The sequence below is a fragment of the Microvirga ossetica genome (assembly GCF_002741015.1).
GTDB lineage: Bacteria > Pseudomonadota > Alphaproteobacteria > Rhizobiales > Beijerinckiaceae > Microvirga > Microvirga ossetica.
The window spans coordinates 5,058,210-5,080,184 of sequence record NZ_CP016616.1; the positions used below are offsets into that span (position 1 = coordinate 5,058,210).

Below are 21,975 nucleotides of genomic sequence, written 5' to 3' on the forward strand. Positions count from 1 at the left end.
CTATTGGGATTAGGGCTGGCACTCGCCATGTCACTGGGCTTCGGAAGCTCTCTCGCCTTCGCCCAGGAGCAGCACGAGGCAAGCACGAGCGATCTCGCCAAGGCGGCGCAGAACCCCATCGCCGACATGATCAGCGTGCCTTTCCAGAACAACTTCAACTTCCACGTCGGCCCGCACAACCAGCTTCAGGACATCCTCAACATCCAGCCCGTCATTCCGATCACGCTGGACCGTGACTGGAACCTGATCACGCGCTGGATCACGCCGGTGATCTCGCAACCGCCGCTGACGGTGACGGGCGACCGGGAGTTCGGTCTCGGCGACATCAACCCGAGCTTCTTCTTCTCGCCCAAGCAGCCGACGCACGGCATCATCTGGGGCATCGGCCCGACCTTCGTGTTCCCAACCGGCACCGACAAGACGCTCACACAGGGCAAGTATTCGATCGGTCCGACCTTCGTTGCCCTGACAATCCAAGGCCCTTGGGTGCTCGGAGTGCTCGTCAACAACGTCTGGTCCTTTGCGGGCAAGAGCAACCGCGGCCCCGTCAACCAGATGTTGTTGCAGCCTTTCGTGAATTACAACTTCCACGGAGGCTGGTACTTGACGTCATCGCCAATCATCACCGCCGACTGGGAAGCCGACGACGGTGACCGCTGGACCGTGCCAATCGGTGGCGGCTTCGGGCGCGTATTCAAGATCGGCAAGCAGCCGATCAATGCGCAGCTCGCGGCCTACTACAATGTCGCGAAACCTACAGAAGGCGCCGAGTGGCAGCTCAGGGCTCAGGTCCAGCTCCTGTTCCCGAAATAGGTGCTGTCAACGACAGGGATACTCCCGCGTTTCGATTGCATTGCCGCCAGCCCGAGCCCCAATGCAGCATGCCCCGCGCCTCCGGACGGTGAATGCCACGCAGCATGTACCATGCCCCGGCGGCGCGATGCTCATCGCGCTGGTCAGGAACACGGCCTTCTGCTAAGGATCAAGCTGCGTAGGAACCAACCGAACGAGGGGCGTGGATGTCCCCTGGGCCAAGCCGCGCTGGACCGGGCGGGCGTCGATTCCGATGGCTCTCGGTTCGAACGGCGCCGATTCTTATTACTGGCGTTGCCATAGCTGAGCTTGCGCTTGCTCAGGCGCTTGTTGCGGTCGGCCATCTCTCATGCGAATCCCAACGCGTGGTCGGCTCGGCCGCAGCTCAGCGTGAGAAGCTTTCCTGTTCGTTCGTGTCTGCGGCGGGCGGCATGCCATCGAACTATCTCGGGGAAATCGAAGCTATTGGGACACCGATCGGCGTCAGCGAACGAACGAGAGTGGTGTGGCAGGTTCTCACGGTCGGCGGAGGAACGACGCGCGGATTGTTGACGGTCAGCTATTCCAATGCGGCATCGTCAAACCAGATTGAGAGCACTCTTCTCAGAGGCGGCCCGAATGGGGACACATATTTGCGGGTCGTTTCGGTCGACGGCCATGCCGAACCCAGCTTTGTGACTGAGGTCGCTGGGCTGTCGCTTCGCCTGGCTGAGTAGCGGAGAGCCTGATCCGTAGCACGATGGCACCGCGCTCATCCTGGCCGTCGGGATGGACGACCTCTTGGCGATGCCGACCCGTCGTGCCGCCCTGCCTTCCCAGGCGCAGGCCGGGGAGATCCGAATGATCTGCCCGGGCGGCCTGCAACATCCCGAGCCCCGCTTCGAGCGGATACACGGTCTTGAACCCTCTGGAGCCCACCTTGCCGGCCTCCCTGTCCCGGTCGGTCAAGTCGGCGTCCAGTTCTGTCAAGCTGGGCGCCTGCTTTCGTGCGAGGCTGTTGGCATCGGCGGGGTCATCCCTGTCGCGATCACCGGTCGCCAGGAGAGAAGCAATGCAAGTCCCATCAATACTGACGCTTGGCGCAATCAGCCTGGTCCTGGCCGCGTGCCAGACCCCGCAACAGGCGGTCCAGAGCAAGGAAAACCTGCTGGCGGCCGCCGGATTCACGCTTCAGCCGGCCAACTCGCCCGCGCGGATTGCCGCCATGAAGAAGCTCCCACCGAACAAGTTCGTCCGTCAGACCTCGGGCGGGACCGTGGTCTACGTCTACGCCGATCCCGCCGGGTGCCAGTGCGTCTATTTCGGCAATCAATTAGCGTGGTCGAACTATCGCGCCGCCGTCTTTGCCAAGCAACTGGCCAATGAGCAACAGATGACCGCGATGATGAACCAGAATGCCTTCGATTTCGGACCGTGGGGTCCCGGCTTCTGGTAGGCAGTTCCCAGCGCTCCGATGCGCTGATATCCCGTCTGGTGTGAGGACGATATGGGATGGGCCATCGACCATCTCCGAGCACGATTCCTATCGTCCGGTTCCTTGGTGCGATAGCTTGCTGAGTTATATAGCGATGATGTGCCGAAGGAGGATGCGATGGCCGTTAGACCTGTCCTGCTTCTGATCCTGGTCTGTGGAGCCGGACTCATAGGCTCGATCGTTCGACCGGCCGACGCCGCAGCTTTCACCTGCCCGGACACCGTGACATCCGATGCGCCAAGGAATGCTCCTCCCCTGAGTGATCTTTACTCGGGAGCAAATAACCTCGCTGGAGGCAACCGTGTTGGCGAGCTCGTGGCTGATCTCCGCAAGAGCGGGATGAAGCCCGCTCTCATCGTCGACCACCTGGTTGGCGCCTATTGCCCGCTTGTCGCAAACGACGGCAGCCTCTCGGACAAGCAGAAGGCCGACCGTGTTCGGCGGTTCGCGCGGCAGGTGACGGGATTGGCCTACGGATCGTCAGACCAGGGCGAGTTGGATGTTCTCGTCGACGTGCCCTTGATGCCAACGCTGCTGGGCCAGGTGGACCAGGCGGCGGCCGGCGTCGGGATGTCGCGGGACGCCTGGATTGAGCGGGCGATCAAGCAACAGTTGACGGTGCCATGATGCGGCAGCTTCGATTTCGACCTCGTGCCGACGCCATGTCCAAGCGGACCTGAGGCGCCTCACTTGGAGTGCAGATTGACCTGCAAGTTGGGATGCCGATGGAGCTGCAAACGACTTCCGATCTGAGCCTTCACCAAATGGTGCAAGCAATCGTGACTGTTCTGGCCGTCATCAACCCAGTGGTGTGCGGCTCAATCCTCTTGACGCTGACACCAAAGCTCGCGCCGGCCCAAAGACGCCGAAAGGCCGTCAGGGTGGCGCTCAGCATTCTCATCATCCTGATCGCCTCCGCGCTGATTGGGCTCAGGGTATTGAGCGTCTTCGGCATTTCATTGGACGTGTTCCGGATCGTCGGTGGGATGATCATCGCCTATATGGGGTTCGATATGCTCAGCGGCCGTCAGACCGTCGGCCAGGCAACGCCGACGGATGACGATGCTGCCGCATCGAACTCACTTGCCCCGCTGATCATGTTCGCCGCTGGTCCTGGGACGATCACCGCCGTGGTGACGTTGGCGGCGGTTCACACGCCCGATGGCCTGCCAGTGACCGCAATTGTCGCCGCAGTGGTGGGTGCAGGGGTCACGTTCGCGGTTTTGCTTCTTGCTGTTGGGATGGGGTCGCGTCTTGGTCACGGCACGCAAGCCATGATCACTCGATCCATGGGGTTGATTGTGGCATCGATGGGAATGCAGTTCGTCCTGACAGACTTGAAGGCCTTCTTGAGCCTTTAGGAGTCGTTGAGCCGCTCATGTGCCGTCTCAGACGAGGCGTGACCCGTCGCCCCGATGGATGCGGCCGACAAGCCCCGCGGCCGCAGGCGATGGCGTCGTCATCGTGCCGAGACCAATCGGGGCGCGAAGCGCTCGGTGAGGACCGGACCCAGGATCGAGGTCGTGAGCATCAGGACGAGGACCGCATTGAGGATCTGATCGTCAAGCAGACGCTGGCCTGCGGTATCGAACGTGTCGTGGGCGACGAGTGCCGCGGCAAGGGTGGCGGCGACCTGCGGCAATGTCAGGGACCAGACGACCCATTGCTCGTCCCGCGAATAGCCGAACGCCCGGCCGGCGATCCATGCGGCAATCCCTTTGCCGATGAGAAGGGCGCCAACAATGCTGGCGACCAGCGGAAAGTTGTCGACGATGTCGAGAACGAAGGCGACCGGGTCGATCAGAAAGCCGGTGGCAATGAAGAAGATCGGAATGAACAGCGATTTGCCGAGGAACTGCAACTTGGCGCTGGCGGGCTTGTCGCGCGCCGAGGCGTTGATCGCGAGCCCGGCCAGGAAGGCCCCGACGATGCCCGGCAGTTGGATCGCGTCGGCGAGCACGCCCGCCACGACCATGAAGCAGAGCATGATGACGAAGAAGGCGTCCTCCTCTTGCTCGACCCGGCTCAGCACGTAGGCCCCGAGGCGGCTCAGGCCGAACAGCACGAGAACGACAAAGCCGACAATCTCACTCAACAGCAGGGTCAACCCGGCTGGAGAAAAGCCGGTCGTGTCGATCGAGACGCAGACGGCGAAGACCACGAGGGACAGGGTATCCGAGATCACCGTCGCACCGACCGTGACGGTCACCGGTTCCAGGCGATGCATCCCGAGCCGATCGATCACGGTCAATCCGAGCAGGGTATGCGACGCCAGCAGGGAGCCGATCACGATGGCCGGGATGGCCGCGTAGCCGAAGGCGAGACCGACGGCGGTGCCGAGCAGCAATGGCAGCGTGGTGGTGATGAGACCGAAGGTGACTGAGCGTTTGCGGGCGCGGCGGAACAGGGCGAGATCGATTTCCAGGCCGGCAAAGAACATCAGCAGCAGCTTGCCCAGTTCCGCCAGGAAGTCCGCGATCGGACGATCCGTGCCGAAGAAGCCGAGGACATGGGGCCCGACGATGACACCGCTGAGTAACAACCCCACGGCGGTGGGGACATGCGCACGGCGGCACAGCCGCGGAATGAAGACGAGCATGACCAGCGTCAATCCGAACCTTCCGAGTGCCGAGAGGTTCAGAACGTAATGTCGGACGAAGTCGGCGATGTCCGAAATCAATGTCCGCTCCGGTTGGGGTCACGAGACATGGTCCTCTCCTGACAACCAAGGGGGGCGTGAGGCCGACGAGGTGACGTCCCCGCGCCCGACGATCCGCGCCCGACGAGAGCCTGCCCGTCCTCCCATGGTCGGTCAGGCGCTGGGTCGCTTGCTTTCGTGCGAGGCTGCTTTCCACGGCGGCGCCACGCCCTTGCCGGCCTAGTAGCACGGCGGATACGGGTAATAGCCGCACCGGCCATATCCGTAGTAATAGGGGGCGGCCGCGGCTGCTCCCAACGCAGCCCCGGCGGCAAGGCCAGCCGCTGCCCCGGCACCCGCCCCATACCAGGCACCACGATAGACGGGGGCGTGCCAATAGTTGCCGCCAGCCCAGGCGCCGCCGCGGTAGCCGCCGACATGCACGGCGTCGAAGCCACCGGCGTGGAACCCGCCCGCGTGGAAGCCCCCAAAGCCGCCAGCGCGAAAGCCGCCGAACCCGCCCGCGTGGAAGCCACCGCCGCCAAAGCCGCCGAACCGGTCGATGAACAGTGCAGCCGGTCCGCTCGATCCGGCCAGACCTCCCTCCAGCACCACGACGTCGAAGGTCAGGTTCCCGCCTTCGAGCTTCGGCGTCTTCAGCGTCACGACGGCATCGCTGACCTTCGAGCCGTCGCCGCCCAGAACGGACACGGTGGCGTTGGGCGGATCCTTGGCGAAGCTGTCCTTGCCTTCATCCCACTGCATGATGAACTGCTCGGTCATCACGTGACCGGCCGCCCGCACCGGGCGGTCAGCGAACACGATCGAGTTCGGCGCCACGCCGGTCAAGATCAGCTTGCCGCCCTCCAGCTTCGCGCCCGCCGCGTTGAGGACCGCCAGTGAGGGAACCGGACCCGTCGGCGTGGTCTGGCCGATGCTTTTCTCGAGCGGCACATGCGGTTTGGGCGTCGCGTCCTGGGCCAGCGCGATGCCTGGCACGAGCAATAGGCCGACGACAAGGACAAGGTTGGAGGCGCGGCGTTTCACGGGCATGGTTCATCTCCCTGATGGGGACTGAAGTCGTACGCAAAGGTGATCGGACAGAGCCTGCCACGGACGAACCAGTCCTGCTTGACCGGATAGGCCATCGGCTTGACCGATCGGGACAATCCCGTTGGCCTCCGATCAATCGAGCTTCTCGACCCGGGCTGCCATGTCGGGCGTGAGGCGCATCCGGTAGGAGGCGTTGCCGCACCGCAGGTTCCACACGATCTCATCCGGCTGCGAAAGCTGGGCATCCCGTTGCGCCGTCACAGGTTCATCGCAGCGATAACCCTGCAATCGCAGTTGCGCCGCCAGGGTTTCCGGCGGCGTCGCCTGGGCCGCCGCATCGCGACTGCCGGAGACGAGGAGCGCAACGGTCAATGCTCCGATGAGAATTCCATGCCACGCCATCAGTCGACCTCATTGATTGCCCGCACCCTGCTGGCGGGATCCTATTCGAACGGGAAGATGCGCTTCCAATCGTTCCTCATGCTGATCACCGACCATCCGTCCTTCCTGGCCTCGCCATAGAGTGCGGCGGTGAGGGCGCCGACCTTGGTGTCGGGCAGGCCCGCGGCCGGGCCGTAGGCGTATTCGCGGGTGGCGTCATCGTGCAGAACCAGCATCTTGAGCCGGGCGCCGGCACCCGCATCGGTCCATTCCAGCATCTCGCGGTCGCCGTTCGAGTTGCCGAAGGCCGCATGGGGCCGGCGGCCGATCATCAGGTGAATGCCTTCGGGCTTGCCGGCGTTGTTGTCGTTAAGCAGCAGCTTCGGCTCCTTGGTCAGGAACGGCTTGCCGTCCTGGCCATAGCCGTACTTCGTGGCGCCGGCGGTGCCGACCACCTGCTCGGGCGGGATGCCGTAGACCCGTTCCGAATAGATGCGCACGAAGTCCTGGCCGCCGCCGGTCACGATGTAGGTCTTGTAGCCGTTGTCGCGCAGATGGCGCAGAACCTCGAGCATCGGCTGATAGACCAGCTCGGTGTAGGGACGCTGCCAGCGCGGATGCCGGGCCGTTTCGAGCCAGCGCAGCGCCTCGGCGTTGAACTCGTCGACCGACATGCCGGTCAGCGTCGCGGCGAGAATGATCTCGAGGTCATGCATCGACAGCTTCGCCATCGCCTCCCGATTGCCGGAGAGAACGGTCTTGAAGGGCTCCGCATTCCTGAGTTCCGGCCGCTTCGCCACCACCGCCGGGACGCGATCCAGGCAGTAGACCACCTGCGAGTACATCGGATGCTCGACCCACAGCGTCCCGTCCTGGTCGAAGGTTGCGATGCGTTCCTCCGGACGGACGTAGCTCGGGCTGGCCTGGTCGGTGGTGACCCGCACGAAGTCGAGGATGGCCTGTTTCGCCGCCCCATCGTTCCACGACGGCAATGGGCTGCCCGCGGCCGGCGCCTGCGCCGCCGCGGGGACGGGACGAAGCAGCCCGGGCAGGACAGGAAGCACGGCCAATGTCGAGAGCATGACGCGGCGGTTGATGCCGGACGGTGTGATCGGATCCATGTTCAATCCCTTTCAGATGCATGCATGACCTGGTTGAGGAGCCCGAGAGGCGAGTGTCGGCCCCCGCCAACCCGGCGTCAGAAGTCGTCGGAGCTGTCCTTGCAGCGGTAGCCGATGAAGCATTGCGGGTTGTTGGAGCTCGGCACCCAGGCCGGCTCGGGGAACTGGCCGACCAGGCATTCCGCGCCGCTCCTGACGAAGCGGGCATAGGTCTGCGGGCTGGTGTCGAGGACGACCGCGCCGTCCCGCAGGACGAGCTGGCGGTTGGCCCCGCAGGTGCGTTGCGACGTCGGCGGTCCGACCTGCGCCGTCGCTGTCGTCGCGGTCGCCAGGGTGAGAGCGAGGGCCGGTAGCAGGATCCTGATCATGATGTCCTCCATAGGCTCGAAATGCGATTCATCGGTTCGCATGAGCTAGTTGCTCGATGGCGGGTTCCTGAGCTTCTCCATCGCCTGCTCGACTGAGAACGAGCCGGGTTTCTGACGCGGCGGGAACTGCTGGAAGCTCGCCAAGTGCTGCGCGACGAGCGCCTGCGCCGGGACGAGCACGAAGGCATGCTCGATGAACCATCTCACGTAATCGCCGGCCTCGTGCTGGGCCCGCTCGAACGGATCGGAGCGCAGGTTGAACAGCATCGGCAGGCGCAGTTCCACCATCGGCTGCTGCCACACGTCGAACCCCTCCGCCTTCTGTTCCAGGAACGCCGCCTTCCACTGCTCGTAGCGCAGGCCCGCAAGGTTGCCGTCGTCGGTCCAGTAGAAAAACTCGCGGCGCTTGTTCGGGCCTTTTCGGCCGAGCAGGTCGCGCTGGTCATAGCCGTCCAGGTGAACCCGGAAGGTCTTGCCCGCGGCCTCATAACCTTGCAGGAGCTTGTTGTTGATGTCCGGTTCGCCGGCCGCTGCCACAAGCGTCGTCGCCCAGTCCTCGGCGGAGACGATGTCGTTGATCTCGGTTCGCGCCGGCACCTGTCCGGGCCACCGGATCATCGCCGGGACGCGGTAGCCGCCTTCCCAATTGGTGTTCTTCTCGCCCCGGAACGGCGTGGTGCCGCCGTCGGGCCACGAGAAGGTCTCGGCGCCGTTATCGGTGGTGTAGATCACGATCGTGTTGTTGGCGATGCCGAGATCGTCGAGCTTCTTCAGGAGCTGACCGACCTGTCCGTCGTGTTCCACCATGCCGTCCGGATAGATCCCGAGCCCGGTCACGCCCTGCGACTCCGGCTTGAGGCGCGTCCAGATGTGCATGCGGCTCGGATTGAACCACAGGAAGAACGGCTTTTGATCGCGATTGGCGCGATCGACGAAGTCGAGCGAGGCCGCGAGGAATTCCTCGTCGATGGTTTCCATGCGCTTCTTGGTGAGCGGCCCGGTGTCGTCGCATTTCTGTTTGCCCCAGGGGCCGAAGCGCGGATCGTCGCCGGGGGTGTTGGTGGCCGTGGCAGTGCACTTCAGAACGCCGCGCGGTCCGAACTGCGCCCGGAAGGCGGGGTTTTTCGGATAGTCCGGATGCTCGGGCTCATCCTCGGCATTCAGGTGATAGAGGTTGCCGAAGAACTCGTCGAAGCCGTGCACCGTCGGCAGGAATTCGTTGCGATCGCCGAGATGGTTCTTGCCGAACTGGCCCGTCGCATAGCCTTGCGGCTTGAGCAGGTCGGCGATCGTCGGATCCTTCTCCGACAAGCCTTCCTTCGCGGCCGGCAATCCCACTTTCAGAAGTCCCGTTCGCAATGGACTCTGCCCGGTGATGAACGCGGCACGGCCGGCGGTGCAGGATTGCTGGCCGTAATAATCGGTGAAGACGGCGCCTTCGTTGGCGATGCGGTCGATGTTCGGCGTGCGATAGCCCATCATGCCGCGGTTGTAGGCGCTGATGTTCCAGAAGCCGATGTCGTCGGCCATGATCACGACGATGTTGGGTTTCTGAGGCTGCGCGGCCGCCGGCGTCGCCATCACGGCCGCGGCCGACACCAGAAGTCCGAGCCCTAGGTTCCTCATCGTGCGCATTGTCGTTCCCTTCGATCGCGGGTCGCTTTCCTGCGGATGCCGAGGTCGCAAGACCCCGGCGTCTCTCGTCGGAGCCGGATGAGCGGCCCTTCGGACCTTTACGATTACCTTGAAGCTGAGCACCGAGGTGCCGGGCTTCTGGTCGATGCTTTGCCTCATGCGATCGGCAGGCACCTGGTTGAGTGGTGCCGGCCGATCGCGGGCTTTTGCTTCGGCTCCGGTTACTGGCCCGGGGTCGCTTGCGGCTTCTTGAGCTGCTCCATCACCTGCTCGAGGTTGTAGCTCGCCGGATCCTGCATCGGCGGGAACTTCCTGTAGGTTTCGAGTTCCCTCAGCCAGAGCGCCTGGCCGATCGGCAGGAGGTTCCAGTCATAGAGGTAAGCCGTGACCGGTCCTGCGAGTGCGCCGCCCATGCCCAAGAGCGTCTTCGACTGCTCCCCGATCGACGTCTCGAACGGATCGCGCTTGATGTTGACGACCTGACTCCAGTGGTAGGGGATGACGCCGGCGAGGAACCCGGCCGGCGCATCGGACACCATCGCGAAGTAGATCTTCCAGTTCTTGTAGCGCACCGCGGACGGGTCTTTGCCCGAGTAATAGAAGAAGGTGTCGCGGGCCGACTTGTCTGATCGGCCTTCCAGGTAGGCGCGCTGATTGACGCCGTCGAGCGTCGTCTTGACGATCCCGGGATACTCGCCCCGCTCGATCTGGGCCTTCAGGTCGTTGCCCTTGGCGCCGCCGGCGATATCGACAAGCGTCGGCAACCAGTCGAGGGACGCGAATATGTCGTTCTTGATCGTTCCCGGCTCGATGTGCCCCGGCCAGCGCACGACCAGCGGCGCACGCATGCCGCCCTCCCAGGTGGACAGCTTGCCGCCCTTGAAGGGGGTGGTGCCGCCATCGGGGTAAGAGATCGTCTCGGCGCCGTTGTCGGTGGTGAACACGACGATCGTGTTGTCGAGCTCGCCCATCTCCTCGAGCTTCTTCAACACGTAGCCGATGTTGTCGTCCATCTGCTTCATGCCGGCTTCGTTGACGCCCCAGTCCTTGCCGCCGGGCTCACCCACCATCCCCATGTACTTGTCGTTCAGCACGGTCGTGACGTGCATGCGCGCGGGGTTGTACCAGGCGAAGAACGGCTTTTTGGTCTTTTCGGGGTCGTTGCGGTCGAGGAAGTCGATGAGCTTGGCCGAGATCTCCTCGTCCACGCCCTTCGAGCGCTCGAGCGTCAGCGGCCCCTGATCCTGGCAGGTCTGGTTCGCGCTCGTGCCATCGGACGACTTGCACGAGAGCACCGGCCGCGGCGGCGTCAGGCACGGGGTGGTCAAAGGATCGACCGCCGCGGGATCCAGGGGCAGCCCGGGGATCGGCGTGTTCCGGCAGACCGGCGCGACCGTCTGCTCGGTCGGCGTCTTGTTGATGTCGGGGAAGCTCACCCCCTGCATGGCATCGAGGTGGTAGAGGTAGCCCCAGAACTCCTGGAACCCGTGCGCGGTCGGCAGCGCATCGGTGTGGTCGCCCAGGTGGTTCTTGCCGAACTCGCCGGTGTTGTAGCCGAGGTCGTGCAGGAACTTGGCGATGGCCGGCGTGCCGGGCCGCAGATAGGACGGGCTGCCCGGCAGTTGCGGCGGGATCATCCCGGTCCTGAGCGGATGCATGCCGGTGAAGAAAGCGTTGCGACCCGCCGTGCAGCTCTGCTCGGCGTAATAGGTCATGAACTTCGCACCCTCCCGGCCGATGCGGTCGATGTTCGGCGTCTCGCCGACCGCGATGCCTTGGTGGTAGATGCTCGGCTGCATCCAGCCGATGTCGTCGCCCATGATGAACAGGATGTTGGGCTTCTGCTGCGGCGCCTGCGCGACGGCCGGAGCGGCCATCGCGGCGGACATCAGGGCCGTGGCCCCGATCAGGGCAGCCTTGGCCCGCATGTGCCGGACGCGGAAGCGTCCGCCGGGCGTTTGTGAGGACGCACGATCACTGGTCATGGGCTCTTCCTCTCTCTGATGATGCAGCGGAAGCCGACATGGCTCGTCGAGGTGTCGACCGGCTGCGGGTGACGCGCCGCCGGACGGTAGCGGCGGCAGTAATTGGGCGCACACAGGTGTGAGCCGCCCTTCAGCACCCGGCGCGGAATCCGGGTATCGGGCTCGCAGGGCGCGTAGCTCTGGTCCTCGCGCCCGCCGCGCGGGTTCTCGGGAATGCAGCACGCCTTCGGTGCATCGGCCGGATGCCTCGGCGTGTAGAAGTCGCTGGTCCATTCCCAGACATTGCCGATCATGTCGTAGAGGCCGTAGCCGTTCGGTGGGAAGGCGGTGACCGGGGAGGTGCGCTCGTAACCGTCGAGACGCATGTTCTGGAATGGAAAGGCGCCCTGCCAGGTGTTGGCCATCTGGTGGCCGTCCGGCGCGAAGTCATCGCCCCAGGCGAACTCCGCCTGGTCCAGTCCGCCACGGGCGGCGAATTCCCATTCGGCCTCGGTCGGCAGATCCTTGCCGGCCCATCGGGCATAGGCCGCCGCATCGGCATAGGCGACATGCACGACCGGATGGTCGTCGAGGCCCTTGATCGACGAGCCCGGGCCGTAGGGACGCCGCCAGGTCACCCTGGGCTTGAATGCCCACCACTGGCTGAAGTGATGCAGATCGACCGGATAATCCGGCGGGCTGAACACGAGCGAGCCCGCATGGAGCAGGTGCGGCAGGGCGCCGGGATAGTCCTTCGGGTCGGGCGCGATTTCCGCGACCGTGACGTGCCCGGTGGCCTCGACGAAGCGCCGGAACTGGCGGTTGGTGACCGGCGTCCGGTCGATCCAGAACGCATCGACGCTGACGCGATGGACCGGCGCCTCCTCCGGATAATGCCGGTCCGAGCCCATGCGGAACGTGCCGCCGGAAATCCGGATCATGCCGCCGTGTTCCAGCGGCCTGTCAATGATACCGTCTAGCGAATCGACGACGTCCGCGTCAGTCATGACATCCGTCCTCGAAAGGGTGTGCGCTGTCAGCGTGACGTGCTGGCGGACATGGCTAAGGCCTTACCTGAGTGCTCGCATCGTAGACGAGTCGGCGGAGCTTGCTTGACCGTGCAGGACATCCACTTGACCGATGAGGACAATCGCAAGAACCATTGCTCCCGTCCTGGCATGTGGGCAGTGTCGTCCCGTTCGCGGCCAAGGGTCTATTGGGTCGATCCTGAAATCGATGGCGGCAGACCCTGATTTGTGTCTCCAGGAGGACGAGCAGCAGCCCATTGCTCGCCGCCTGCGAATGCTGTGGCTGTCGGACCCGGCCGAGGCGGACGGTGCGGCGGCCTCCTTAAGATTCAGGGTTTGCCTCCGTCAGTTTCGGGATTCTACACCAGTGAAGCAGGCCGCCGGGACGTGTATCCTGCTTTGCTGTAAGACCTTCCAGAACGCGCCCGGCAACCCGGCTACACCCAAAGGAAACGCGCCATGACGCGCATCCTGATCGCCGACGATCACGACGTGGTCCGCTCCGGCGTCCGGGCCATCCTGGAGGGACATGAGGGCTGGGAGGTGGTCGGCGAGGCCCGGGACGGCAAGGAGGCCATTGACAAGGCCCTTGGCCACCCGCCCCGACGTCGTGGTCCTCGACTATGCCTTGCCGCTGGTGAACGGCGTCGAGGCCACCCGCCAGATCCGCGGACGTGTTCCCGGCATCGAAGTCCTGATCTTCACCATGCACGACACCGACAGCCTGATCCGCGACGTTCTCGAGGCCGGCGCCCGTGGCTTCCTGCTCAAGTCCGATGCCAAGCAGTTCCTGTCTCGGCGGTGGAGAGCCTGGCGGCCCACAAGCCCTTCTTCACGGGCAAGGTCTCCGAGACCCTGCTCGAGACCTATCTGGCGAAAGGATCTGCGGACAAGTCGGCGCTGAGCTCACGCGAGAAGACGGTCGTGCAACTGATCGCCGAAGGCAAGACCAACAAGCAGATCGCCGACATCCTCAGCATCAGCACCAAGACGGCCGAGACCCATCGGGCCCTGGCCCTGCGCAAGCTCAACCTCGACACCACCGCAGCCCTCATCCGCTACGCGATCCGCAACAAGCTCGTGGAGGCGTGATCCTGAACCCTCGGGAGCGCCGCCTTCGGCCTCCCGACGTGCCAACCCCTGGAGGCTGCCATGAGCCTGCCGTCCAAACCTGTGTTGAACCAACTGCCGGATCCGGCAGGCCTGCGCCACCCGGCCACGGATCTGCCTGCGCATGCAACCTCCCGGAAGGCGGGAGCGAAAGGCGTGATCCGCATCGGCGTTGCCAGCGAGGTCGGTCCTCTCCTGCGTGCGTTCGGGGCCGACCCCGGTGAGGTGATCCGCCAGGCCGGTCTCGATCCGGAACTCTTCGAGGACGAGAACAACGTCATTCCTTATGCGGCCCTGGGCCGGGTGCTCACGGCGTGTGTCGAACACACGCGTTGTCCGCACTTCGGCCTTCTCGTCGGACAGCGGGGGACGCTCTCGTCGCTCGGTCCGATCGGAGGGCTCCTGCAACACTCGCCGACCGTCGGCGACGCCCTGTCGGCCCTTGTCAGGCATCTGCATCTCCATGACCGCGGCGGCGCTCCCACGCTGGCGATCGATGGGGATGTGGTGACCCTGGGCTACGCCGTCTATGAGCCGGGGGTGGAGAGCCCCGAGCAGATCGCGGATTGCGCCATGGCGGTGGCGGCGAATATCATGCGGACACTGTGCGGACCGGATTGGGTGCCGGACGAGGTGCTGCTGCCCCGTCACCCGTCGGTGGACCTGGGAGCCTATTGGCGCGTCTTCCAGGCGCCGGTGCGCTTCGACCAGGAGACCGCCGCCGTGGTCTTCCCGACGCGCTGGCTCGACCACCGCATCCAGGACGCGAATCCGGTCTTCCGCCAGGTGTTCGAGGCCCATATCCGGGAACTCGAAGCCGCTGGAGCAGACGATTGGAAAGAGACCCTGCGCCGCGTGCTGCGGACCGAGATCCTGACGAACCGGTGCTCGGCCACGACGGTCGCCGAACGTTTTGCCCTCCACCGCCGCATCCTGAGCCGGCATCTGCAAGCCGAGGGAGCGGGTTTCCGGAGTCTTGTCGACGAGACGCGGTTCGAGATCGCACGCCAGTTGCTGACCCAGACCAGGATCCCGCTCAGCGAGGTTGCCGTGGCGCTCGGCTATTCCGAGGCGAGCGCCTTCACGCGGGCCTTCCGCCGCTGGTCGGGGCAGCCCCCGGCGGCCTGGCGCTCGGAGCACGGGCCGGCTCAGTCCGGCCACTGGCCTCCTCGATCGCCGGAGCGGGCGCGACCTTGATCGTGGAACGGATGGCCCGATCAGGGATCGCCTCCGTGACGATGCTCTAGCAGTCCGAGCAGATGCCCTTGTCGACCTCCCGGTCGATCCGACGATTTTGCCGCTGCATCTGTCGGGTCGCGGTCGCATCGTTCGTCAAGAAGTCGTTCCGCGGTTGCGTCACCGCATCCCGCTCGAGGGTCTGCTCCGACGGGATCACGATCTCACCATCGCGGATGGGAGGCTTAGGATCCTGAGAGCCCGGCGTGGCGGTCGCCAGGATTCCGAGTGCGGCGAGCACACGGCGTGCCCTGCCGGACCGTTCTCGTCGAGGGCAGCAACGTCAGGGTTCCCGTGGAGTGCGCCCGCTGATTGGCATCATTTCCTGACAGTGGCAGGCGCAGCGTTGCGATCCATCGTCGGTGACGATGGTTGAAAGCGTGATCGCCTGTGTCTTTCATGAATCCGAGGACGCTGGGTAAAACACCCACAGCGTCCTCGGCGGTTCATCCAACTCCAATGGAGTTTCCATTCCCCAAGCAAACGGGCCAGGCGTCTTTGTCCATGACATTGGTCAACGCGCCAAGCCCCGCGGGACGACGTAAACGATCAGTTCCGCGGCGTACCCGCAACCGCATTCCAGATCCTATCCTTTGCGGTGACGAGCGCCGGAATGGCCAACTCGGCCGGCGGCTGCGTCCGTTTCTCTCCGGCCACGACAAGGACAGCCATCCAGATCTCGCCGTCGGTGTAGTAGGGGTCTCCTTCCCCGTTGCGGCCGTTCAGCGTTGGGCCGATCCCGGAGACCTGGTAGCGCGTCGTGACCATGCCGGCTCGAACGAGATCATCGATCAGGCCGTCCCGCTCGGCATCGATGTCCGGTGCAATATGATGGGTAACCTGGCCGGTGTAGCGGCTGACGCCGACGCCGCGGTCGAAGGTCACCGAGCCGAGCCAGACGGGTCGCCCCTCCTCGCCACTCTCCAGCACCTTCCAGAAGCGTACGTGATGGCGCTGGTCGGCACTCGATCCGACGGGCTTTTCATAGGCCAAGTCCTCGCGCCGCCCCTCAAAGAAGAGGGGGCTTACCGGCGCCTCGGTGTCGGGGCGGTGGAGAAGCACGCTGCCGATGATACCAAGACTGCTTCGCAGCGTGATCGGATCGGCCGGGTACCAGCCGGCGGCATGCATGGCGCGAACGACATCCTCCTGCGATCCGACGAGGCCGACGTTGAGTGGACCACCAGGAATACCCTGCTTCGTGTGCGTCACCAGGAGCCGGCCTGCGAGCCCGCGCTGGTGCTCGTAATGGGTCCACGCCAATGGCAGCGCCACATAGGCCAGCAGGACATAACCGCCGAGCACGATGGCCGCGATGAGCAAGCCCTTGCGGATCCGCGAGGCGACCTGGGTAGTTGCCCGATGGGGCCCGGTCATCACAGGTCCTCCAGGACGGACACGGTCCTGACCTGGATTGCGAACGGAGTGTGATGGGCCATGACTACCTCTTGGTTTTGCGGGTTTCGCTTTGGGAGCCGCCGGTCAGCGCGGGCGAGGGACCATTCGCCTCCTGGGGTGTTTCCGGCTCCGGGCATGGCTCGCGCGCCAGGCCGAGGGGGGCTGCCCGGCCCAGCGCCGGAAGGCCCGCGTGAAGGCGCTCGGCTCGGAGTACCTCAGCATGACCGAGATCCGGTCCAGGGCCATGTCGGTGTTGGTCAGCAGGTCACGGGCGATCGTAAACCGGATCTCGTCGACAACCTGCTGGAATGTGACGCCCTCGCGGGCCAGGTGCCGGCTCAGCGTGCGGTGGTGTATCGAGAACAGGCGGGCGATCTCGATCGAGGTGCACGGTCCCTTCAGCAGTTCGGTCTCGAGCACCCGGCGCAAATCCACGCTGAAGCGGCTCGAAGCGTGGCCCGTCCGCGGCTGGGCGTCGACATCGCGTCTTGAGGTCATCGCCGTCGGCCGAGGCCGACAACAGCCAAAGTGTCCGTCATAATGAGTCCCGTCCGGTTTTCGTGCGGGCCGACCGGGCTTGCGCCGGCATGAGATGTCCCATCATAGCCGGGTGATTCCCGCCTGCTTGATCGATCAGGACGTTCCGGTGACAGATCCGGACATCCGGCTCCGACGGCCGCACTTCGAGCACGGGCATGATGTCGAGCACGGGCATGATGAGATCGGCACCCCGCTCGCGGCGTCGGTGGATGCGATCCGGCGGCAGCGGCATCCGGGAGGGCTGTCTGGAAGTGTCAAGTCGGTGTCCGGCCCGGTCAAGCAGGCCTTCCTCCACACGCCTAGGATGACCGTCGTTTTGCCGCGAAGATTTCTTGCGTGCCGCGTTGGTCGTCAAACCTGCGCCATCCGTCGCCCGCCGGGTTCGGCTCCGCTCCCGGTGCGGTCATGGGCATGGCTGCCATGGAGATCCCCATGAGACAAAAGTTGCTCACGCTTTGCCTGTCGTCGGCCTTGCTCGCGGGTTCGGCCCTTGCCGCCTCCGCCCAGGCCCCGCCCAACCAGGCCCCCGGCAAGCGGCCGAACGTCGTCATTCTGATGACCGACGACACCGGCTGGAACGATTTCGGGGCCTATTCCGGAGGCGGCGCGGCTCTCGGCCATCCGACCCCGAACATCGACCGTATCGGGCGGGAAGGCGCAGTCTTCACGAACTGGTACGGCCAGGCGAGCTGCACGGCCGGACGCGCTTCATTCATCACGGGACGCATCCCGATCCGCTCGGCGCTCTCGATCGTGGTCGCCCCCGGCGACGAGAATGCGCTGCGCAAGGAGACGCCGACGATTGCCGAATTCTTCAAGCGGAACGGCTACTCGACCTACTTCTCGGGCAAGTGGCATCTCGGCGACAAGCCGGAATCGTATCCGATCGAGCACGGCTTCGACGAGATGAAGGCGTTCGCGGCCTACTATCCCGGCGTCTATACCTACAGCGATACGTCGAAGTGGTTCCACCCGTGGTTCCCCTCCTACAACGCGGAATTCTCGCGGGGCTACTTCGACGTGGTGAACATGTTCGAATGGGAGGGCGTGGCGGGCCAGCCGGCGACCAAGGTCGCGACCATCAGCTATGACTACCTCGCCGAGTTCGACGTCCGGCAGACCGACTATGCGGTCGACTACATCAAGGCGCATGCCAACGACGACAAGCCGTTCTTCATGGACGTCAACTTCATGAAGATGCACAACCCGACGAACGCCTCCGCGAAGTTCGCCGGCCGGTCGCGGCTGGGCGACTATTCCGACTCGGTGATGGAACTCGATGACGACATCGGCCGCATCATGGACGCGATCCGGGCGGAGGCGCCGAACACGATCGTCGTGCTGACCGCCGACAATGGCGCCTGGCAGGACGCCTATCCCGATGCCGGGACCACGCCGTTCCGCGGCGAGAAAGGCAGCGCGTTCGAGGGCGGCTGGCGCACGCCGGGCCTGATGTGGTGGCCAGGCCACATCCCGGCCGGCGCGAACTACCACGAGATGATGTCACACATCGACTGCTGGTCGACGCTCGCGGCAATGACCGGGCTCACGCCTCCGCCGCACGGAGCCTGGACCGGCGACGACGGCAAGCCGATCTACTTCGACAGCATCGACAACAGCGCCTACATCCTCGGGCAGGCCCCCCATTCGGCGCGCCGGTCATGGATCTACATCGACGGCGAGAGCTTCATGGGAGCGCGCGCGGACGTGGCCGGCGATCCGGCCAATCCAGATCTCAACATCGCATGGAAGTACCTGTGGACGGCCAAGGACACCTGGCTCGGGCCCGAGCAGAACCTGGGCGCGATCGGCTCGGTCTACAATCTGACCATGGACCCGTTCGAGAAGTACGACATGACGTTCAACGGCGCGATGTCGTCACGGATGGCGACGTCCTCGCCGGGCAAATATGCCGGGCAGGACAACGGCTGGGTGCTGGCCCTGATCTACCCGGTCCTGATCGATTTCGACAAGTCGATCATCGAGTATCCGAGCATCAAGCGGTACCCGGGCGGAGCCTCGAACGATCTCAGGCCCGATCTCCAGCGTCCGGACAATCCGGTCCCGTTCCTCGATCTGAGGAACCCGCCTCGTGTGAAGTCCGGCGGTGGCTAGCTTCCTTCCGTGGCAATCGGGCGGGGCGCGCATCACATGCGTCCCACCTCGGTCAGCCTGATGCGGCCACCGACAGGATGGCTTGTTAGGGGTTAACCAGCCTGTCGGTGGCAAGCACACCAGCTCCTCGGAAGGGAATGAGAGGCTGACATCCAACCGATCGCCGACGGGTTACGCCTTCGGCTGGGCTCCGATTTCGACGGTCACCGTCCGCTCCTGGCCCTGGCGGAAGAGCGTGAGCGACACGGACTTGCCCGGGGCCACGTTCGCGATCTTCCGCGCCACGTCCTTGGCATCGCCGATCCGTTCCCCGTCCACGGCGACGATGGTGTCGCCGATCCGGACGCCCGCCTTGGCCGCAGGGCTGTCCTTCTGGGCCTCGGCCACGAGGACGCCCTTGGGCTCTTTGAGGCCGATGGCCTCGGCGAGCTCCTTGGTCATCGGCTGCATCTGCACGCCGATGAAGCCGCGGGCCACCTGGCCGCCGTTCTTGAGCGAGGTCACGATCGTGTCGACCGTGCTGGCCGGGATGGCGAAGGCGATGCCGACATTGCCGCCCGACGGCGAGAAGATCGCCGTGTTCACGCCGACCACTTCGCCCGCGAGATTGAAGGTCGGACCGCCCGAGTTGCCCTTGTTCACGGGAGCGTCGATCTGGATGTAGTCATCATAGGGGCCGCTGCCGATATCGCGGTGCTGGGCCGAGACGATGCCGGCCGTCACCGTGCCGCCGAGGCCGAATGGATTGCCGATCGCCATCACCCAATCACCGACCCGTGCCTTCTGGGGCGCGAGGCGAACATAGGGGAAGTCGTTGCCCTCGACCTTCAGCAGAGCAAGATCGGTCTTGGGATCTGTGCCGATCACCTTGGCGTCGTAGGACTTGCCGTCATCCAGGGTGACCTCGACTGCCGACCAATTCTCGATGACGTGGTTGTTCGTCACCACGTAGCCGTCGGCCGAGATGAAGAAACCGGAGCCCATGGACTGGCCGAACTGCTTCGGCTGCTGGCTCGGGCCCTGCTGGCCGTCGCGGAAGAAGCGCTCCATCGGGTGACCCTTGGGCAGGTCGGGGGTCGAGAGCCCCGGGCCGTCTTGATCGCCGTCGCGGCTGGCCACGTTCTGGACCTTCACCTTGACGGACACCACCGCGGGCTTCACCCGCTCGATCACGTCGGCGAACGATGGGGCGCCCTGCACGGGCTGCGCCATGGACCGCAGTTCCGCATGAGCCTCGTTCGGAGCGATGAGCCCGGTCTGGACCGCGCCGCCGGCAATGAGGGCAGCCACGGCGGCGGCGCCGAGCCACTTGGCGGTGCGCTTGTGGGCGCGACTGGAATTCACGTTTGGCATCTGGTCTTCCTCCTTGAACCCCTCGGGTTCGTCATGAGACCTGGATGCCAGAGCCGCCGTTACGGCGTCCTGACGCAGACATGAAGACTTCGTAAGACTGGAGTGGTGTCGCCCGAGCAACGCGCTGTCTTGCGAAAGCCCACCGGGCACGCCTTGCAGTTTCGGACCGCCGTCTCCGATATCCCATCCGGCTCCCTGAGTGCATTTCTGCGAATTCCGCCGTGGGGAAATCGAGGATCAGGATCATGCCCTGCGGCGGCTGAGATTGCCGGCCTGAACCTTCACATGCTGGATGAATCCGTCCAGGTCCATGCCATGCACATCCCGATACAGCAGCCAGATTTGCTCGCCCCGCAGGCCAATCCTCTCAAGGTCCAAGAGGATCATGAGGCCGGCGAACGGATCGTCGATGATCTGTCCCAGAACGGAGACCGTGCCCACATTGCCGGCAGCAAGCTCTGCGATGGCTCCAGTGAGAGTGTCCGAGGCTTCGAGCATCTGCCGACGCTATCTCCGTTGAATGTCAAAGCGTGGTCACAAGCCTTGAGTGCAATCCCGCCAACTAACCATGCGCCTTCTCGAAAGGCGCTTGTCGAATCACGCGTCTGATCGAGGCTGCAGCTTGGAGCCGTCGGCGTAAGCCTTGCACTCCGCTTCGTTCGCGAGTTCCTCAAGGTGCTCGGCGGTTTCAAGGAGCTGTTCGCGTGCTTCGTCGATCGCGATCTTCTCGACGATGGTCCGGATCGCCTGTGCCTGACGGCGATACTCGACAGCTTTTGGAACGGCGATCGAGAGACATGCTCGACCTTGACATGTCGGAGGCATCGGCCCCGCCCGTTCGACCTCGATTGAGACCGTCACGGTGAGGACCGGCTGCCGATGCTCGTCCGTCACCTCAATCCGAACACCGTCGGGGGTGGCACTTTGCATCTTGAGCAATCGGTCCCGCATCAGATCCGCCGCAGTGCGCACGGCCTCGATCTCGGCGGCGCGGAGGCTGTCGATCTCATAACCAACCTCGTCGCGGTTGAAATCTGAACCCAGGAGGAGGTCGAAATAGAAGCGCGGCATCGGCGTTATGAACCGGTCAAGGCAAGTGAATGGGTCATCGAAACGGGTATCCGCCCGCTGGCGCTCTTTGAGGGCTGCCTTCAGGCGGGCGGGTTCGGCACCGATATTGCCCCTACGGACCGACAGGACGGCTATTAGCGAGGAAAGCATCCGCCCGCCTTGCTGTCACAGGCCAATGACTTGCTTGATTAAGACAAACCTCCTGCGTCATCCTTTGAAAGACTCTTCAAGTCACCGCCAAGTGGCTGAGGATCCCATAATAGTGGGTTAGACCGAACGTGCTGGGTACGCCGAAACCGGCGTCGTCGGTGATGATCAGCAGGACGTTGGGCGCGCCTTTCGGTGGCAAGACGCGGGGTGCCATCAAGCCGTCGTCCCAGGCCACCGAACGCCGGGTCTGGGGCGGGGAGTTGCGGTCCATCGATGGTGGCCGTGGCATCCGGGGCGCCGGGGGCGATCGTCTGCTGGGATTAGGCCACGGAGATCACGAGGAGGCTGGCGTTGGCGAGGTAAACGGCAAACAATGTAGCTTTCTTGATGTCCGCGATCCTCCGGCGAGAGGCGGCAGATCTAGCTCCCGGCGAGCAAGGCAAGGGAGATCGTCCTTGGTTCAGAGCGCACGACTTATGAGTACAAAATTTACATCAATTCACGGAAGCGCACTTAACTGGAGGGGC

The 21,975-nt window shown here is 64.4% G+C and carries 22 protein-coding genes and 1 pseudogene; 8 read left to right on the forward strand and 15 right to left on the reverse strand.

What is annotated here, in order from left to right:
• Positions 1–27 precede the first annotated feature (27 nt).
• The 5 genes from BB934_RS24220 to BB934_RS24240 all read left to right on the forward strand — a co-directional run bounded on the left by BB934_RS24220 (position 28) and on the right by BB934_RS24240 (position 3,648).
• Positions 28–813 (forward strand): neuromedin U, encoded by a 786-nt coding sequence (locus BB934_RS24220; RefSeq protein WP_099511975.1) that lies wholly within the window; start codon positions 28–30, stop codon positions 811–813.
• Positions 814–1,019: 206 nt separating this feature from the next.
• Positions 1,020–1,529, forward strand: a complete 510-nt coding sequence (locus tag BB934_RS24225) for a DUF992 domain-containing protein (protein ID WP_099511976.1) — start codon at positions 1,020–1,022, stop codon at positions 1,527–1,529.
• A gap of 335 nt (positions 1,530–1,864) precedes the next feature.
• On the forward strand, positions 1,865–2,248 hold the full coding sequence (locus BB934_RS24230; RefSeq protein ID WP_099511977.1) for a hypothetical protein: 384 nt from the start codon (positions 1,865–1,867) through the stop codon (positions 2,246–2,248).
• Positions 2,249–2,404: 156 nt separating this feature from the next.
• A complete protein-coding gene (locus tag BB934_RS24235; protein ID WP_099511978.1) occupies positions 2,405–2,914 on the forward strand; it encodes a glutelin in 510 nt (169 codons plus the stop codon).
• Positions 2,915–3,006: 92 nt separating this feature from the next.
• Positions 3,007–3,648 (forward strand): MarC family protein, encoded by a 642-nt coding sequence (locus tag BB934_RS24240; RefSeq protein ID WP_157934297.1) that lies wholly within the window; start codon positions 3,007–3,009, stop codon positions 3,646–3,648.
• 98 nt (positions 3,649–3,746) lie between these two features.
• Here the strand turns inward: BB934_RS24240 and BB934_RS24245 are convergent, their stop codons facing one another.
• From BB934_RS24245 to BB934_RS24280, 8 genes are all read right to left on the reverse strand, one after another.
• Entirely contained in the window at positions 3,747–4,967 is a 1,221-nt protein-coding gene (locus tag BB934_RS24245; protein ID WP_099511980.1) for a cation:proton antiporter, read from the reverse strand.
• A 198-nt stretch (positions 4,968–5,165) separates the two neighbouring features.
• A complete protein-coding gene (locus tag BB934_RS24250) occupies positions 5,166–5,978 on the reverse strand; it encodes a hypothetical protein (RefSeq protein WP_099511981.1) in 813 nt (270 codons plus the stop codon).
• Between the two features lie 132 nt (positions 5,979–6,110).
• Entirely contained in the window at positions 6,111–6,380 is a 270-nt protein-coding gene (locus tag BB934_RS24255) for a hypothetical protein (protein ID WP_237049969.1), read from the reverse strand.
• Between the two features lie 41 nt (positions 6,381–6,421).
• Positions 6,422–7,480, reverse strand: coding sequence for an HAD family hydrolase (locus BB934_RS24260; RefSeq protein ID WP_237050080.1), 1,059 nt, complete (start codon positions 7,478–7,480; stop codon positions 6,422–6,424).
• 77 nt (positions 7,481–7,557) lie between these two features.
• Positions 7,558–7,848 (reverse strand): hypothetical protein, encoded by a 291-nt coding sequence (locus BB934_RS24265; RefSeq protein ID WP_099512847.1) that lies wholly within the window; start codon positions 7,846–7,848, stop codon positions 7,558–7,560.
• 45 nt (positions 7,849–7,893) lie between these two features.
• A complete protein-coding gene (locus BB934_RS24270) occupies positions 7,894–9,483 on the reverse strand; it encodes an arylsulfatase (RefSeq protein WP_099510172.1) in 1,590 nt (529 codons plus the stop codon).
• A gap of 221 nt (positions 9,484–9,704) precedes the next feature.
• Positions 9,705–11,360 carry an arylsulfatase gene (locus BB934_RS24275; protein ID WP_237050327.1) on the reverse strand — a complete coding sequence of 552 codons (1,656 nt, stop codon included), beginning with the start codon at positions 11,358–11,360 and terminating at the stop codon, positions 9,705–9,707.
• A 104-nt stretch (positions 11,361–11,464) separates the two neighbouring features.
• The gene (locus BB934_RS24280; protein WP_099510171.1) at positions 11,465–12,454 is read right to left on the reverse strand and encodes a formylglycine-generating enzyme family protein; all 990 of its coding nucleotides are present in this window, start codon (positions 12,452–12,454) and stop codon (positions 11,465–11,467) included.
• Positions 12,455–12,934: 480 nt separating this feature from the next.
• On the opposite strand from BB934_RS24280, the gene BB934_RS51450 reads away from it, so the two are divergent.
• Both BB934_RS51450 and BB934_RS24295 read left to right on the forward strand, forming a co-directional pair.
• Positions 12,935–13,567, forward strand: a complete 633-nt coding sequence (locus BB934_RS51450) for a response regulator transcription factor (protein WP_472436435.1) — start codon at positions 12,935–12,937, stop codon at positions 13,565–13,567.
• Between the two features lie 60 nt (positions 13,568–13,627).
• Positions 13,628–14,782 (forward strand): AraC family transcriptional regulator, encoded by a 1,155-nt coding sequence (locus BB934_RS24295; RefSeq protein WP_099511983.1) that lies wholly within the window; start codon positions 13,628–13,630, stop codon positions 14,780–14,782.
• 46 nt (positions 14,783–14,828) lie between these two features.
• Here the strand turns inward: BB934_RS24295 and BB934_RS24300 are convergent, their stop codons facing one another.
• The 3 genes from BB934_RS24300 to BB934_RS24310 form a co-directional block, all read right to left on the reverse strand.
• Positions 14,829–15,062, reverse strand: coding sequence for a hypothetical protein (locus BB934_RS24300; protein ID WP_099511984.1), 234 nt, complete (start codon positions 15,060–15,062; stop codon positions 14,829–14,831).
• Positions 15,063–15,370: 308 nt separating this feature from the next.
• Positions 15,371–16,198, reverse strand: a complete 828-nt coding sequence (locus BB934_RS24305) for an LssY C-terminal domain-containing protein (protein ID WP_099511985.1) — start codon at positions 16,196–16,198, stop codon at positions 15,371–15,373.
• Positions 16,199–16,303: 105 nt separating this feature from the next.
• Complete coding sequence (locus BB934_RS24310; protein ID WP_099511986.1) at positions 16,304–16,717, reverse strand: helix-turn-helix transcriptional regulator; 414 nt, start codon at positions 16,715–16,717, stop codon at positions 16,304–16,306.
• 474 nt (positions 16,718–17,191) lie between these two features.
• Here BB934_RS24310 and BB934_RS24320 point away from each other — a divergent pair, with 474 nt between their 5' ends.
• Complete coding sequence (locus BB934_RS24320; RefSeq protein ID WP_099508206.1) at positions 17,192–18,874, forward strand: arylsulfatase; 1,683 nt, start codon at positions 17,192–17,194, stop codon at positions 18,872–18,874.
• 171 nt (positions 18,875–19,045) lie between these two features.
• Here BB934_RS24320 and BB934_RS24325 read toward each other — a convergent pair whose 3' ends face one another.
• From BB934_RS24325 to BB934_RS24340, 4 genes and pseudogenes are all read right to left on the reverse strand, one after another.
• Positions 19,046–20,227, reverse strand: coding sequence for a S1C family serine protease (locus BB934_RS24325; protein WP_099508205.1), 1,182 nt, complete (start codon positions 20,225–20,227; stop codon positions 19,046–19,048).
• A 243-nt stretch (positions 20,228–20,470) separates the two neighbouring features.
• Positions 20,471–20,725: a hypothetical protein gene (locus BB934_RS24330; protein ID WP_099511988.1), complete on the reverse strand. Its 255-nt coding sequence runs from the start codon at positions 20,723–20,725 to the stop codon at positions 20,471–20,473.
• A 99-nt stretch (positions 20,726–20,824) separates the two neighbouring features.
• Complete coding sequence (locus BB934_RS24335) at positions 20,825–21,448, reverse strand: DUF6894 family protein (protein ID WP_099511989.1); 624 nt, start codon at positions 21,446–21,448, stop codon at positions 20,825–20,827.
• A 121-nt stretch (positions 21,449–21,569) separates the two neighbouring features.
• Positions 21,570–21,756 (reverse strand): annotated as a pseudogene (locus BB934_RS24340) (hypothetical protein); the annotation flags it as partial.
• Positions 21,757–21,975: the final 219 nt, after the last annotated feature.